General features: G+C 66.9%; 12 protein-coding genes and 1 pseudogene. 9 read left to right on the top strand and 4 right to left on the bottom strand.

Annotated features, from left to right (window positions below; all coding sequences use genetic code 11):
* Window positions 1–52: 52 nt before the first annotated feature.
* From ABQE93_RS21750 to nuoN, 8 genes and pseudogenes are all read left to right on the top strand, one after another.
* A pseudogene (locus tag ABQE93_RS21750) lies at window positions 53–2,419 on the top strand (NADH-quinone oxidoreductase subunit G); the annotation flags it as partial.
* 8 nt (window positions 2,420–2,427) lie between these two features.
* Window positions 2,428–3,657: an NADH-quinone oxidoreductase subunit NuoH gene (gene nuoH, locus ABQE93_RS21745; RefSeq protein ID WP_448410672.1), complete on the top strand. Its 1,230-nt coding sequence runs from the start codon at window positions 2,428–2,430 to the stop codon at window positions 3,655–3,657.
* The gene (nuoI, locus tag ABQE93_RS21740) at window positions 3,650–4,174 is read left to right on the top strand and encodes an NADH-quinone oxidoreductase subunit NuoI (protein WP_448410644.1); all 525 of its coding nucleotides are present in this window, start codon (window positions 3,650–3,652) and stop codon (window positions 4,172–4,174) included. Before nuoH ends, nuoI begins: the two co-directional genes overlap by 8 nt.
* Complete coding sequence (locus tag ABQE93_RS21735) at window positions 4,171–4,941, top strand: NADH-quinone oxidoreductase subunit J (protein WP_448410645.1); 771 nt, start codon at window positions 4,171–4,173, stop codon at window positions 4,939–4,941. Before nuoI ends, ABQE93_RS21735 begins: the two co-directional genes overlap by 4 nt.
* Window positions 4,938–5,237 (top strand): NADH-quinone oxidoreductase subunit NuoK, encoded by a 300-nt coding sequence (gene nuoK, locus ABQE93_RS21730; protein WP_448410646.1) that lies wholly within the window; start codon window positions 4,938–4,940, stop codon window positions 5,235–5,237. The genes ABQE93_RS21735 and nuoK overlap by 4 nt, the downstream gene beginning before the upstream one ends.
* 6 nt (window positions 5,238–5,243) lie before the next feature.
* Complete coding sequence (nuoL, locus tag ABQE93_RS21725) at window positions 5,244–7,124, top strand: NADH-quinone oxidoreductase subunit L (protein ID WP_448410647.1); 1,881 nt, start codon at window positions 5,244–5,246, stop codon at window positions 7,122–7,124.
* Window positions 7,118–8,701, top strand: coding sequence for an NADH-quinone oxidoreductase subunit M (locus ABQE93_RS21720; protein ID WP_448410648.1), 1,584 nt, complete (start codon window positions 7,118–7,120; stop codon window positions 8,699–8,701). Before nuoL ends, ABQE93_RS21720 begins: the two co-directional genes overlap by 7 nt.
* Entirely contained in the window at window positions 8,698–10,296 is a 1,599-nt protein-coding gene (gene nuoN, locus ABQE93_RS21715) for an NADH-quinone oxidoreductase subunit NuoN (RefSeq protein ID WP_448410649.1), read from the top strand. Before ABQE93_RS21720 ends, nuoN begins: the two co-directional genes overlap by 4 nt.
* Window positions 10,297–10,303: 7 nt before the next feature.
* Here the strand turns inward: nuoN and ABQE93_RS21710 are convergent, their stop codons facing one another.
* Together ABQE93_RS21710 and ABQE93_RS21705 are read right to left on the bottom strand one after the other, a co-directional pair.
* Window positions 10,304–10,900, bottom strand: coding sequence for a TetR/AcrR family transcriptional regulator (locus tag ABQE93_RS21710; RefSeq protein WP_448410650.1), 597 nt, complete (start codon window positions 10,898–10,900; stop codon window positions 10,304–10,306).
* Window positions 10,901–10,904: 4 nt separating this feature from the next.
* A complete protein-coding gene (locus tag ABQE93_RS21705) occupies window positions 10,905–12,404 on the bottom strand; it encodes an FAD-dependent monooxygenase (RefSeq protein WP_448410651.1) in 1,500 nt (499 codons plus the stop codon).
* 99 nt (window positions 12,405–12,503) lie between these two features.
* Between ABQE93_RS21705 and ABQE93_RS21700 the strand changes: the two genes are divergently transcribed.
* The gene (locus ABQE93_RS21700; protein WP_448410652.1) at window positions 12,504–13,280 is read left to right on the top strand and encodes an enoyl-CoA hydratase; all 777 of its coding nucleotides are present in this window, start codon (window positions 12,504–12,506) and stop codon (window positions 13,278–13,280) included.
* Window positions 13,281–13,369: 89 nt separating this feature from the next.
* Here ABQE93_RS21700 and ABQE93_RS21695 read toward each other — a convergent pair whose 3' ends face one another.
* The gene (locus ABQE93_RS21695) at window positions 13,370–14,056 is read right to left on the bottom strand and encodes a PIG-L deacetylase family protein (RefSeq protein ID WP_448410653.1); all 687 of its coding nucleotides are present in this window, start codon (window positions 14,054–14,056) and stop codon (window positions 13,370–13,372) included.
* Window positions 14,057–14,060: 4 nt separating this feature from the next.
* A complete protein-coding gene (locus tag ABQE93_RS21690; protein WP_448410654.1) occupies window positions 14,061–14,663 on the bottom strand; it encodes a TetR/AcrR family transcriptional regulator in 603 nt (200 codons plus the stop codon).
* Between the last annotated feature and the right edge of the window lie 27 nt (window positions 14,664–14,690).

The following is a 14,690-nucleotide window of genomic DNA, read 5'->3' as shown; positions in this document are numbered from 1 at the left end:
CGAAGACCCCCAAAACAGCACAGAAAAGGGGGGGTTCACGACTTCTCACGAGGGAGAGCCCCAGGTCGAAATGGTGACCTTGACCATCGACGGCGTCGAGGTCAGTGTTCCCAAGGGCACCTTGGTGATTCGGGCCGCGGAGTTGATCGGCGTGGAGATCCCGCGGTTCTGTGACCACCCCCTTCTCGATCCCGTCGGCGCGTGCCGACAATGCCTGGTCGATGTCGAGGGTCAGCGCAAACCGATGGCGTCGTGCACGATCACCTGCACGCCCGACATGGTGGTGCGCACCCAGGTCACCTCCGAGGTCGCCGACAAGGCCCAGCAGGGGATCATGGAGTTCCTGCTGATCAACCACCCGCTGGACTGCCCGGTGTGCGACAAGGGCGGCGAATGCCCGCTGCAGAACCAGGCCATGTCGGCGGGCCGCCCGGAAACCCGCTTCGAGGACGTCAAGCGGACGTTCCCCAAGCCGATCAACATCTCCTCGCAGGTGCTGTTGGATCGGGAACGCTGTGTGATGTGTGCGCGCTGCACCCGGTTTTCCGAGCAGATCGCCGGAGACCCGTTCATCGACCTGCTGGAACGTGGTGCGCAGCAACAGGTGGGCATCGCGACGGGCGAACCGTTCGAATCGTATTTCTCCGGCAACACCGTGCAGATCTGTCCGGTCGGCGCGCTCACCGGCTCGGCGTACCGGTTCCGGGCCCGGCCGTTCGACCTGGTGTCCAGCCCCAGCGTTTGCGAGCACTGCGCATCTGGATGCGCCCAGCGTACCGACCACCGCCGCGGAAAAGTGATGCGCCGCTTGGCTGGTGACGATCCACAGGTCAACGAGGAATGGAACTGCGACAAGGGCCGATGGGCGTTCACCTACGCCACCCAGGGCGATCGCATCACCACCCCGCTGATCCGCGAAGACGACGGCAGCTACCGGCCCGCCTCCTGGGCGGAGGCGCTCGCGCTGACCGGTTCCCGGCTGGCGGCGGCCAACGGCCGTACGGGCCTGCTCGTGGGCGGACGGGTGACGATGGAGGACGCCTACGCCTACGCCAAGTTCGCCCGGATCGCGTTGGACACCAACGACGTCGACTTCCGCGCCCGTCCGCACAGTGCTGAGGAGAGCGACTTCCTCGCCAGCGACGTCGCCGGACAGCCGATGACGGTGACCTACACCGATCTGGAGAACGCGCCCGTGGTGCTGCTGGCCGGGTTTGAGCCGGAGGAGGAATCACCGATCGTCTTTCTGCGGTTGCGCAAGGCCGCCCGCAAGAAGGGGCTTCAGGTCATCGCCGTCGCCCCGTTCGCCACCCGCAGCCTCACCAAGGTGCAGGGCCGCCTCGTCGCGGCGGCACCGGGTGGTGAGGCCGCCGCCCTGGACGGCCTGGCCGACGACGACCAACTGAAACAGCCGGGAGCGATCATCCTCGTCGGCGAGCGCCTGGCGACCTCGCCCGGTGCCCTTTCGGCGGCAAGCAGATTGGCCGCGCAGACCGGCGCCCGCCTGGCCTGGATACCGCGCCGGGCCGGCGAGCGCGGCGCCGCCGAAGCCGGTGCGTTGCCGAACCTGCTGCCCGGCGGGCGGCCGGTCGCCGACGCGACCGCGCGCGCGCAGACCGCCGCGGCGTGGAACGTCGACGACCTGCCGAGCACACCGGGTCGTGACACCTCGGAGATCCTGGAGGCCGCGCGCAGCGGCGACCTGGGAGCCTTGGTGGTCGGCGGGGTGGAGCTTGCCGATCTGCCCGACCCCGACGCCGCGCTGGCCGCACTCGAGGCCGCCCCGTTCGTGGTCAGCCTGGAGCTTCGAGAAAGTGCGGTCACCGCGCTCGCCGATGTGGTCTTCCCCGTCGCGCCGGTGGTGGAAAAGGCGGGCTCCTACATGAACTGGGAAGGCAGGCTGCGCCCGTTCGAGCCGTCGTTGGACACCAACGCGATTCCGGATTCCCGGGTGCTGAACTACTTGGCTGACGAACTCGGCGTCGCGCTGAACATGGCGAACCCGTCGGTGGGTGTCGACGAGATGGTGCGACTGGGGGTCTGGGCGGGGCCGCGGCCCGCCGCACCACAAGTGCCTGCCGCACCGCCGGCCACGCCGGGCGCGGGTCAAGCCGTGCTGGCGAGTTGGCGTCTGCTGCTCGATGCGGGACGCCTGCAGGACGGTGAACCGTATCTCGCGGGCACCGCGCGCGCCCCGGTTGTGCGGCTCTCGGCAGCCACCGCCGCTGAGATCGGGGCGGCTGAGGGTGATTTGGTGAGCGTTCGCACCGAGCGGGGCGCGATCACGCTGCCGCTGATGGTCACCGACATGGCCGACCGCGTGGTCTGGTTGCCGCTGAACTCCCCCGGTTCCGCGGTGCACCGGAGCCTGGGCGTGACTGAGGGAGCCGTGGTTTCGATAGAACGGGCTACATCATGACGCCTGCAATGATCCATCCGGATCCGACACTGTTCGGGCACGACCCGTTGTGGCTGATCGTCGCGAAGGCGGTCGGGATCTTCGCGTTCCTGATGTTGACCGTGCTCGCGGCGATCTTGATCGAACGTAAGCTGTTGGGCCGCATGCAGATGCGGTTCGGCCCGAACCGCGTCGGTCCGCGCGGTCTGCTGCAGTCGCTGGTCGACGGCGTCAAGCTGGCGCTCAAGGAGGGGCTGATACCCGCCGGTGCCGACAAGTTCATCTATCTGGCGGCGCCGGTGATCGCGGCGGTCCCGGCGTTCATCGCCTTTGCGGTGATCCCGATGGGCGGCGAGGTGTCGATCTTCGGGCACCGCACGCCGCTTCAGCTCACGGACATGCCCGTCGCGGTGCTCTATATCCTGGCTGCCACCTCGATCGGCGTGTACGGGCTCATTTTGGCCGGCTGGGCATCCGGTTCCACCTACCCGTTGCTGGGCGGTCTGCGTTCCACCGCACAGGTGATCTCCTACGAGATCGCGATGGGGCTGTCGTTCGTCGCCGTGTTCATCTATGCGGGCACGATGTCGACATCGGGCATTGTGGCCGCCCAGGACGGAATCTGGTTCATCTTCCTGCTGCTGCCGTCGTTCGTCATCTACGTGACATCGATGGTCGGCGAGACCAACCGCGCACCGTTCGACCTGCCCGAGGCCGAAGGCGAGTTGGTCGGCGGCTTTCACACCGAGTACTCGTCGATCAAGTTCGCGATGTTCATGCTCGCCGAGTACGTCAACATGACGACGGTGTCGGCGCTGGCCACCACGCTGTTCCTCGGCGGCTGGCACGCTCCGTGGCCGATCAACATGTGGGACGGCGCCAACACCGGCTGGTGGCCGCTGCTGTGGTTCACCCTCAAGGTGTGGGGCTTCTTGTTCATGTACTTCTGGCTGCGCGCCACGCTGCCGAGGATGCGCTACGACCAGTTCATGGCGATGGGCTGGAAGGTGCTCATCCCCATCTCGCTGGCCTGGATCATGATCGTCGCCGTCGCCCGCAGCCTGCGCAACAGCGGCGTCGACGAAATAGCGACGGTGGTGTTCTCCGCCGGTGCGATCATCGCCCTGCTGATCCTCATCGTGGTGTGGAGAACGGTGCGCGGCAAGGAAACCCGCAAACCCCCCACCCAGACGCTGGATCCGGACATCTTCCCCATACCGCCGCTACCGAGCGCAACCAAGGAGCGAGCCGATGCGTAAGTTCTTCGATGCGATAGCGGGTTTCGCGGTCACCTTCGGGACCATGTTCAAGAAACCCATCACCGAGGAGTATCCGGAGAAACCAGGCCCGGTCGCACCCCGCTACCACGGCAGGCACCAACTCAACCGCTACCCCGACGGGCTGGAGAAGTGCATCGGTTGCGAACTGTGCGCGTGGGCGTGCCCGGCCGACGCCATCTACGTCGAAGGTGACGACAACACCGAAGAGGAGCGGTACTCCCCCGGTGAACGCTACGGCCGCGTCTACCAGATCAACTACCTGCGGTGTATCGGCTGCGGCTACTGCGTCGAGGCCTGCCCCACCCGCGCACTGACGATGACCAACAACTACGAGATGGCCGACGACAACCGCGCCGATCTGATCCTGGGTAAGGACCAGCTGCTGGCCCCGCTGGAGCCCGGGATGCTGCCCGCGCCGCACCCCATGGCCGAGGGCAGCACCGATGAGGACTACTACCTCGGCAACATCAAGCCGATCACCGAGGACATCCGATGACCCTTGAGTGGGTCGCCGCGATGGCCGCCGACACCGCAGGCCGCACGACAACCACCGAAGCGGTGCTGTTCTGGGTGCTCGGCGCGGTCGCGTTGATCGGCGCCCTGGGTGTGGTGATGGCGCCGAAGGCGGTGTACTCCGCGATGTTTCTGGCCATGACCATGATCGTGCTGGCGGTGTTCTACATCGCGCAGGGAGCACTGTTCCTGGGCGTCGTACAGGTAGTCGTCTACACCGGCGCGGTGATGATGCTGTTCCTGTTCGTGATGATGCTCATCGGCGTCGACTCCTCGGAATCCCTGGTGGAAACGATTCGCGGACAACGCGTTGCCGCGATCGTGTTCGGGATCGGCTTCGGGATCCTGATGATCGCCGGAATCGGAAACGTCTCGGCGGGCGGATTCATCGGGCTGGAGCAGGCCAATGCCGGCGGCAACGTCGAGGGGTTGGCGGCGCTGCTCTTCATCCGCTACCTGTGGGCGTTCGAGTTGACCGGCGCGCTGCTGATCACCGCCACCCTCGGGGCGACGGTGCTGGCGCACCGGGAACGCTTCGCACGTCGCAAGACTCAGCGTGAACTCGCCGAGGAGCGGTTCAAACCCGGTCGCTACCCGACGACACTGCCCAACCCCGGTGTCTACGCCCGCTATAACGCCGTCGACGTCGCGGCGCGCCTGCCCGACGGTTCCGATTCCGAGCTGTCGGTCAGCCCCATCCTGCAGAAGCGCTCCGTCACCTCGGCCAACGGCGGGGACGGTGACACATGAACCCCGACAATTACCTGTACCTCTCGGCGCTGTTGTTCACCATCGGCGCCGGCGGAGTACTGCTGCGCCGCAACGCCATCGTGATGTTCATGTCCGTCGAGTTGATGCTCAACGCCGCGAACCTGGCTCTGGTCGCGTTCTCGCGTATGCACGGTCAACTCGACGGGCAGGTGGTGGCGTTCTTCACCATGGTCGTCGCCGCGTGTGAGGTTGTGGTCGGGCTTGCGATCATCATGGCCATCTTCCGCGCGCGCCGCTCGGCCTCCGTCGACGACGCCAATCTGCTGAAACACTAAGGGACGATGACAACTCCGGTGTGGCTTACGATCGCCCTTCCGCTGGTGGGTGCCGCGATACTTCTGATCGGCGGCCGACGCACCGACAGCTGGGGCCATCTGTTGGGTTGTGCGGCGTCGATCGCGTCGTTCGTGGTCGGCGCGGCGCTGTTCACCGACATGCTCGGCCGCGACGCCGAAACCCGCACGCTCCACGAGCATCTGTTCTCCTGGGTGCCGGTGGCCGAACTGCAGGTCGACTTCGGGTTGCAACTCGACCAGCTGTCGATGTGCTTCGTGCTGCTGATCACCGGCGTCGGCTCGTTGATCCACATCTACTCCATCGGCTACATGGCCGACGACCCGGACCGGCGACGTTTCTTTGCCTACCTGAACCTGTTCCTGGCCGCGATGCTGCTGCTGGTGCTCGCCGACAACTACCTCGGCCTCTACGTCGGGTGGGAAGGCGTGGGCCTGGCGTCGTACCTGCTGATCGGCTTCTGGACGCACAAACCCTCGGCGGCCACCGCGGCCAAGAAAGCCTTCGTCGTCAACCGCGTCGGCGACATGGGTCTGGCGATAGCCATTTTCGCGATGTTCGCCCACATCGGCTCGATCTCGTATGAAGCCGTTTTCGCCGCTGCCCCCCAAGTGAGCGATACCGCGCTGACGGTGATCGGCCTGCTACTCCTGCTGGGCGCATGCGCCAAGTCCGCGCAGGTGCCGCTGCAGTCCTGGCTCGGTGACGCGATGGAAGGCCCGACGCCGGTGTCGGCGCTCATCCACGCCGCCACGATGGTGACCGCCGGTGTCTACCTCATCGTGCGCTCCGGTCCGGTGTTCGAGCTGTCGCCGACCGCGCAGTTGGCCGTCGTCATCGTCGGTGCGGTCACGTTGCTGTTCGGCGCGATCATCGGCTGCGCCAAGGACGACATCAAGAAAGCGCTTGCCGCGTCGACGATGTCGCAGATCGGCTACATGGTGCTGGCCGCCGGCCTCGGTCCCGTCGGATACGCATTCGCAATCATGCACCTGCTGACCCACGGCTTCTTCAAGGCCGGGCTGTTTCTCGGGGCGGGGTCGGTGATGCACGCGATGGACGACGAGGTCGACATGCGTCGCTACGGGGGCCTGCGCAAGGCGCTGCCGATCACCTTCGCGACATTCGGGCTCGGTTACCTCGCGATCATCGGCGTGCCGCCGCTAGCCGGGTTCTTCTCCAAGGACGGCATCATCGAAGCGGCGCTCGGCGCCGGCGGGGTCAAGGGCCTGATCCTCGGCGGCACCGCGATCCTCGGTGCGGGCATCACCGCCTTCTACATGACCCGGGTGATGCTGATGACGTTCTTCGGCGAGAAACGTTGGGCTCCAAACTCACACCCGCATGAAGCGCCGAAGGTGATGACGTGGCCGATGATCCTGCTGGCCGTCGGCTCGGTGGGTTCGGGTGCGGCGTTCGCGATCGGCGGCACCCTCGAACACTGGCTGGAGCCCGTGGTCGGAACGGAGGAAGTGCACCACGTCGCGCCGGTCTGGGTCGTCACCGCCGTCATCCTCGCCGTGGTGGCGGTCGGCATCGTGATCGCCTACCGGATGTACGGCGTCCGGCCGGTGCCAGCGGAGGCGCCCGCCGGTTCGCTGCTGACAGTGGCCGCCCGGTCCGACCTGGGTGGCGACGCCTTCAACGAAGAGGTCTTCATGGTGCCGGGACAGCGGCTGACCAAGGGGCTGGTCGAGCTGGATGACCAAGCCGTCGAGGGGGTGGCGACCGGGCTCGCCTCCCTGGTGTCTCGAATCTCGAGGTGGCTGCGGCAGCTGCAGACCGGCTTCGCCCGCTCGTACGCAATGGCCATGCTGGCCGGCGCCATGCTGCTGGCCGGCGCGATCCTGGCGGTGCAGCTATGGTGACCTCCTTTCCCTGGTTGACCCTGCTGTGGGCGGTGCCGATTGTCGGTGCGGCCGTGGTGATCCTGCTGCCGGCGGCCCAGCGTGCGTTGGCCAAGTGGCTGGCGCTCGTGGTGTCGCTCGTGGTGCTGGTCATCACGGTGTTCCTCGCCGTCAGCTTCGATCCCGGCGGGGAGCAGTACCAGTTCGTCGAATCTCACCGCTGGATACCGTCGTTCGGCACCGGATACATCCTTGGCTTGGACGGCATCGCGTTGGCGATCGTCGCGCTTGCCGCGGTGTTGGTGCCGCTGTTGCTGATCGCCGGCTGGAACGACGTCCGCGACCATGCGGCATGGGGTGGTCGCTCGACGCACACCTACTTCGCGCTGACCTTGGCCGTCGAGGGCATGGTGATCATGTCGCTCGTCTCGCTCGACGTGTTGCTGTTCTACGTGTTCTTCGAGGCGATGCTGATCCCGATGTACTTCCTCATCGGCGGCTTCGGCCACGGCGAGAACCGCGGCAAGGCAGCGGTGAAGTTCTTGCTGTACAACCTGTTCGGCGGCCTGATCATGCTCGCCGCGGTGATCGGACTGTACGTGGCGACCGCGCAGAGCGATGCGTTCGCCGGTGGCACATTCGACTTCCGCGAGATCGTCGCCGCGGTGTCCAGCGGCGAGTTCGTGGTCAACCCGGCCGTGATGAACCTGTTGTTCCTCGGTTTCATGTTCGCGTTCGCGATCAAGGCGCCGCTGTGGCCGTTCCACCGGTGGCTGCCCGACGCCGCCGTGGAGGCCACCCCCGCCAGCGCGGTGCTGATGATGGCCGTGATGGACAAGGTCGGCACGTTCGGCATGCTGCGGTACTGCCTGCAGTTGTTCCCGGACTCCTCAACGGTTTTCCGGCCGCTGATCATCACACTCGCGGCAATCGGCATCGTGTACGGCGCGATCGTGGCGATCGGCCAGACCGACGTGATGCGGTTGATCGCCTACACGTCGATATCTCACTTCGGGTTCATCATTCTCGGCATCTTCGTGATGACCAGCCAGGGTCAGTCCGGTTCGACGCTGTACATGATCAACCACGGCCTCTCGACGGCCGCGCTGTTCCTGATCGCCGGATTCCTGGTCACACAAAGAGGCACTCGCCTGATCAATGCGTACGGCGGGGTGCAGAAGGTTGCGCCGGTGTTGGCGGGCACCTTCCTGGTCGCCGGCCTGGCCACCCTGTCGCTACCCGGGTTGGCGCCGTTCATCAGCGAGTTCCTCGTTCTCATCGGCACATTCAGCCGCTACCCGGTGCTGGCGGTGTTCGCGTCGACGGCGCTGGTGCTGTCCGCCATCTACATCCTGTGGACCTACCAGCGGATGATGGGCGGGCCGACGCCCGACGAACTCGCCGATGGCGAGAACCGAATACGTGACCTGGTGCCGCGTGAAATCGTCGTCGTCGCACCGCTGATCGCGCTGCTCCTGGTGTTAGGGGTCTATCCCAAACCCGCATTGGACGTGATCAACCCCGCGGTCACCCACACCCTGACCACCATCGACCAACCTGATCCGGTCCCCCGGATCGCGGAAGGGCCGACGCCATGACCCTCTCCCCGCCGGTCGTCGAATACGACCTCGTCTCCCCGATGCTGATCGTGTTCGGGGTGGCGGTCGCCGGTGTGCTCCTCGAAGCCCTGCTGCCGCGGCAACGTCGGTACGCCGCCCAAGTCGTGCTCAGCCTCGGCGGTCTGGTCGCCGCGCTGGTGGCGGTGGTGTTGGTGGCCCGCGATATGCATGGCACCGTCGGACAATCGGCGGTGATGGGCGCCATCGTCATCGATATGCCCGCGTTGTTCATCCAGGGCACCGTGCTGCTCGTCGGCGTGCTGGGCATCCTGTTGATCGCCGAAAGGCACATCCCCGCGCTGGTGGAATCCGAGGGCGGTGGCGGCGAAACCCAACGCCAAAGCCGAAGCCTGGACGGGTTCACACCGCAGGCGTCCGCGGTGCCGGGAGACGTGGCGGAGAAGTTGGCCACGCGGGCCGGTGTGATTCAGACCGAAGTGTTCCCGCTGACGATGTTCGCCATCGGCGGCATGCTGCTCTTTCCGGCATCCGACGATCTGCTGAGCCTGTTCGTCGCGCTCGAAGTGCTGTCGTTACCGCTGTACCTGCTGTGCGGGTTGGCGCGCCGCCGCCGGTTGCTGTCGCAGGAAGCGGCGATGAAATACTTCTTGCTGGGCGCGTTTTCGTCGGCGTTCTTCATCTACGGCGTCGCCATGCTGTACGGCTACGCCGGCACCCTGGAGTTGCGCGGCATCGCCGCGGTGATCGAAGACGGTTCGGGCAAGACCTCGTTGGCGCTCATCGGCATCGCGCTGCTGCTGGTCGGCGTGCTGTTCAAAATCGGTGCGGTGCCGTTCCACTCCTGGGTTCCCGACGTCTACCAGGGGGCGCCCACCGCCGTCACCGCGTTCATGTCCGCGGCCACCAAGATCGCCGCGTTCGGCGTGATGTTGCGGCTCCTCTACGTCGCGTTCCCGCTCCTGCACGACTACTGGCGTCCCGCGCTGTGGGCGGTGGCGATCCTGACCATGGTCGTGGCCACCGTGGCCGCGATCACCCAGGCCGACGTCAAACGCATGCTGGCGTATTCGGCGGTGTCCCACACCGGTTTCATCCTCACCGGCGTGGTCGCCGGCAACGACGCCGGCGTCTCCTCGACGCTGTTCTACCTGTTCGCCTACGGTTTCAACACCGTCGGCGCGTTCGCGGTGGTGGGCCTGGTCCGCAACTCCGCCGACGAGGAGGACACCGCGATGGCCCGCTGGGCCGGGCTGGGACGGCGTCATCCCGTTGTCGCCGTGGTCTTCTCACTGTTTCTCCTCGCATTCGCCGGTATCCCGTTGACCAGCGGGTTCGTCAGCAAGTTCGCGGTGTTCAAGGCCGCAGCCGAGGGCGGTGCGATGCCGCTGGTCATCGTCGGCGTGATCGCCAGCGCCGTGGCCGCGTACTTCTACGTGCGGGTGATCGTGTTGATGTTCTTCACCGAACCGCCCGCCGACCCGCCGACGGTGGTGGTCCCCAGCGTGCTGAGCACCGCCGTCGTCACGGTCACCGCGGCCGTCACCTTCGCGCTCGGCGCGCTGCCGCAACCGCTGCTGGACCTGGCGAACCACGCCGACCAGTTGCTGAGCTGAACGGTTCTTACGGCAGCAGCCCGACCTGTCGGTACGCGGCCGTCAAGTAGCGCTTCATCTGCCCGAAGTTGGGCGGATCGGGTTGCAGCACCCGGTATGTCACCGCGCCGGCGAGCATGTCGACGATGACGTCGAGATCGGCGTCGGCCGCGACGAGGCCGTCGGCCTGCGCGCGCTTCAGCAGGGCGATCGCCGAACGGCGACGTGGCACGATGTAGTGCGTCCAGTAGGTCTGTATCAGCACGGGATGGGTGACGGCCGAACCATAGACCTGAGCGACCAGCGCGCGAAACGTCGGATCGGCCGCGGTGCGAGCGGCGGCGTCGATGTTGCGTCGCACCAGCTGCTGCGGCGGCGTCGCGGCGATCTCTTCGGCGTCGGCCCAGTGGATCTCCGCACCGATCAGGCTCTCGATCGCGTCGGACACCAACCGCTCCTTCGACGGCCACCTCCGGTAGACGGTTGGCTTACCCACACCGGCGCGTTTGGCGACCTGCTCGATGCTCATCGCCGAAATACCCTGGGCGATGAACAACTCCAGCGCCGCGGTCCGGATCGCCGCGTCCAGTTCCGGGTCACGCGGCCGCCCCCGAGCCGACGTCACGGCGTCACCTCACATCTCCCCTGCCGAGCGCCCGCTGCAGCCAGCCGGTCAACTCCGCATCGGAACGGCCGCGCCAACCCAGGTGCCCGTCGGGGCGCACCAGCAAGGCGTCGGTTTCGTCGTTCGCACAGCGCAGTGTGACGACGTGCTCACCGAGATGAGCGTGGGCGGTCGCGGACAGCGCGTCGTCGCCGCGGGGCACCAGCAACGCCCAGCATCCGCCGAGCTCCGCGTACAAACGAGTCTTCTCGCCGTCGGCGATACAGCGACATTCGACGTCGGCGACCCGATCACCAGAACGGGGTTTCTTCCCGCGCCAACGCTTTTCGGCGAGCGGCCCATCCCGGTAATCCACCCACAGCTGCGAGGTGCGATACGTCAACGAGCGCTGCACCCGCGGCAGGCCGAGCAGCGGCAAGACCACCCGGTCACGCAGAAACCGGCCCACCGGGCCCTGCGCGATATTGATTTTGGTGACCGCGCTGGTATCGCGCAGCACCTCGGTAGCCAGCGGCCGTCGCTCAGCCTGGTAGGTGTCCAGCAGCGCGGTGTCGGCGCGCCTGCCGATCACCAAAGCCAGCTTCCAGGCGAGGTTTTCGACGTCACCGAGTCCGGTCAGCATGCCCTGGCCGCCGAACGGCGCATGGGTGTGGGCGGCGTCCCCGGCGATCAGCACGCGGCCCCGACGGTAGGTGTCGGCCAGCCTGCGGTGCACCTGGAACATCGACAGCCACTCGGTGCCGGTGACGCTAACATCACGACCGCTGCGCTCGGGCAGGATGTGCTGCAGCCGGTCGAGAATCTCGGCGTCCGTGGGCTTTTCGCTGCGCTGACCGGGGTCATAGGCGATGACGCGCCACATGTCGTCGGGCATCGGCATCACGCCCAGCATGCCGTCCGGGTGAATCCAGCCGGTGGTTCCTGACCGGTCGAGGTCCCAGTCCAGTGCCACATCGGCGAGCAGGAACCGTTCGGTGAGCTTGGCGCCGGGAAACCCGATGTTCGCGACCTTCCGCGTCGTGCTGCCTGCGCCGTCGCAGCCGACCAACCACGCAGCACGTGCGTCCTCGCCGGTGCCCAGGGTGGCCACCACGGCGTCGTCGTCCTGGCGCAGGCCCACCAGCGGGGAGTTCCACTCGACGGTGCCGCCGAGTGCCCTCAGCCGGTCCCGCAGCGCTGCTTCGACGTTGGCCTGCGAAATCACCATCGGCGGTGCGGCCGTGTCCATTCCGGGATCGCCGAAGCGCAAACGCATCATGGGCTTACCACCGAGATAGGTGGTGATCTGCATGGCCCGCACCGAGCGTTGCGGCAGATCACCGAGTGCCCCCAACCGATCCAGGACCTCGGAGCCACGCGCGTGCAGGAAGTTGGCCCGCGACGTCGTGGCCGGACCGCTGGCCTTGTCGACGACGCGTACGCCGACACCGTGAAGTAGCAGCCCACATGCCAACGCCAGCCCGGACGGGCCTGCGCCGACCACGATCACCTCCGGATGTGCCATTCCCGCGCCCTCCAATATACGAAACGATGTCGTAACGAAAGGCTACGCCTTGTGGTCGGCTGGGGTCCACCCCGGATCTCGGCGCGCTACGTTCTACCCATGAGCACCGCAGAACTTGTCCTCGTCACCGACCACGGCCCGGTGCGGGTGTTGACGATGAACCGGCCCGAGGCCCGTAACGCGTTGGGCCGCGAGCTGATCCGTACGTTGTACGCGGCGTTGACCGATGCCGACGCCGACGGCAATGTCCGCGCCGTGGTCCTGACCGGCACCGACCCAGGGTTCTGTGCGGGGGTGGACCTCAAGGAGGCCCAACGCGACGGGTCGGCCTACTTCGACGAGTTCCGGTGGCAGAGCTGCATCACCAAGACCGCCGACATGCGCACGCCGATCGTCGGCGCGATCAACGGGGCGACGTTCACCGGCGGTCTCGAGATGGCGCTCGGCTGCGATTTCCTCATCGCGTCAGAGCGGGCGGTGTTCGCCGACACCCACGCCCGCGTCGGCATCCTGCCCGGCGGCGGCATGACCGCGCGGCTACCCCAGGTGGTCGGCCACGCGATGGCGCGACGCCTGTCGATGACCGGCGAGGTGGTCGACGCGGCGCGGGCCGAACGGATCGGGTTGGTGACCGAGGTCGTCGCGCACGAGCGGTTACTGGATCGCGCCGTCGAGCTGGCGACCCAGATCGCCGAGGTTCCCGGTCCGATCATGCGCGGGCTCAAGGAGATCTACACCACCGGGGCGGCCGCCGTCATCGATCCCGCGTTGGGCGCCGAGGAGCGGATCGCGATGGCGCAGGAGCGTGACTTCGCGGGGTTGGGCGATCAGTTCCGCGCGGTGAGCGAACGCAACAAGCGCCAGATCGACGGCTGAGTCGCCAGCGTGGGCCCACGCGAAGCTGGGGACGTGCGTAAACTTCGGCCGAACACCGGTGTGTCGCACGCAAACACGCACGCTCGCGGCTAGAGGGGGGTGGGGCGTTTGAGGATGAAGCCGACGGTGGGCGCGCCGTCGAAATCCGGGTGCGGCGCGGTCGTCATCTCCACCTGTTTGCGGGCCTGCTCGACGACCGGTGTGTCCGGGTCGAGCACCGACAGGTACTTCTCGTGCGCGGCAAGGGCTGCGACGGCGTGGTCGACAAAGCCGTCGACGGTTTCCCCGTGGGTCGGCTCCGGACCGTTCTCGAACAGCCAGCGCGGCGGGTCGGAGAGCGAATCATAGGCCTGCGCAACGGCGTTCGCGAACTCGATGTGGTCACGCTGGTTCGGCGCGTCGGGTGCCCACCGCGGGCCGCTGTAGATGGTGATCACGACGTCGGGCGCCAACGCGGTGATCGTCTCGGCGATCTTTGCCCGCAGCGCCGGGGTGTTGCGGATTTGGCTGTCGGGGAAATCCCAGAAGTCCACGTCGTCGACGCCGACGACGGCCGCCGACCGGCGCTGCTCGATTTCACGCAGCGGGCCGGCCTGTTCGGGCGCCATTCCTTCGATGCCACGCTCGCCGCGCGAGGCCAGCGTGTAGTGGACCTTCCTGCCTGTCGATGTCCACTTGGCGACGGCCGCGGCGATGCCGTACTCGGGATCGTCGGGGTGCGGCACCAGAACCAGGCAGGTGCGCCATTCGGAGGGAAACGGTTGTACTGAAGACACGCCGCTATGCCACCACACCGTGGATCAGAATGGCAGCGGTCTGCTCGACCCAGTCGTCGCCGAGGGGCTCACCGGGTTGCAGGAGCACGCGTAGCAGGGTGGCCCCGCCGATCACCTCGACCAGCCGGTCGGGGTCGACGTCGGGATGCACCTCGTCCCGGTGCACGGCGTCGGCCAACCGCATGCGCACGGCGGCGAACAGTTCGGCGAACCGGCCCATCACCCTGGCGTTCAGTTCGGCGTCGGCGGCCATGTCGGCGATCAGCCCGGGCAGCGCCGCGCGCACCACAGGAGTGGTGAAAACGTCGCGGGCGGCGGCGATCATCGCGCGGATATCGGCGGTGATGTCGCCCGGCGGCGTGTCGATTGCGGTGGGGGCCGCTGGAAACGCCGCCTCGTGCACCAGCTCGGCCTTGCTGGACCAGCGGCGGTACAGCGCGGTCTTCGTCGTGCCCGCCTGCTTGGCGACGGCCGCCATCGTGAGGTTCGAATAGCCGATTTTCACAAGCAGATCCGCGGCGGCGCGCAAGATGGCGGCGTCGATGCGCGGATCCCTGGGCCGCCCGGCGCCAGGGGGCTTGTCAACCGATGACAGGTCTGCTTTCATAACGCTACTTACCGTATCGTAATTTGG

It is taken from the genome of Mycolicibacterium sp. XJ662 (assembly GCF_053484035.1).
Note: the sequence above shows the minus strand (reverse complement) of the source record. Positions and strands in the feature narration are given on the sequence as shown.

What these genes read in the sequence shown, in the direction of transcription:
- nuoH (WP_448410672.1), top strand. Translation starts at nt 2,428, where the DNA reads ATGATCCATCCGGATCCGACACTGTTCGGGCACGACCCGTTGTGGCTG.
- nuoI (WP_448410644.1), top strand. Translation starts at nt 3,650, where the DNA reads ATGCGTAAGTTCTTCGATGCGATAGCGGGTTTCGCGGTCACCTTCGGG.
- ABQE93_RS21735 (WP_448410645.1), top strand. Translation starts at nt 4,171, where the DNA reads ATGACCCTTGAGTGGGTCGCCGCGATGGCCGCCGACACCGCAGGCCGC.
- nuoK (WP_448410646.1), top strand. Translation starts at nt 4,938, where the DNA reads ATGAACCCCGACAATTACCTGTACCTCTCGGCGCTGTTGTTCACCATC.
- nuoL (WP_448410647.1), top strand. Translation starts at nt 5,244, where the DNA reads ATGACAACTCCGGTGTGGCTTACGATCGCCCTTCCGCTGGTGGGTGCC.
- ABQE93_RS21720 (WP_448410648.1), top strand. Translation starts at nt 7,118, where the DNA reads ATGGTGACCTCCTTTCCCTGGTTGACCCTGCTGTGGGCGGTGCCGATT.
- nuoN (WP_448410649.1), top strand. Translation starts at nt 8,698, where the DNA reads ATGACCCTCTCCCCGCCGGTCGTCGAATACGACCTCGTCTCCCCGATG.
- ABQE93_RS21705 (WP_448410651.1), bottom strand. Translation starts at nt 12,404, where the DNA reads ATGGCACATCCGGAGGTGATCGTGGTCGGCGCAGGCCCGTCCGGGCTG.
- ABQE93_RS21700 (WP_448410652.1), top strand. Translation starts at nt 12,504, where the DNA reads ATGAGCACCGCAGAACTTGTCCTCGTCACCGACCACGGCCCGGTGCGG.
- ABQE93_RS21690 (WP_448410654.1), bottom strand. Translation starts at nt 14,663, where the DNA reads ATGAAAGCAGACCTGTCATCGGTTGACAAGCCCCCTGGCGCCGGGCGG.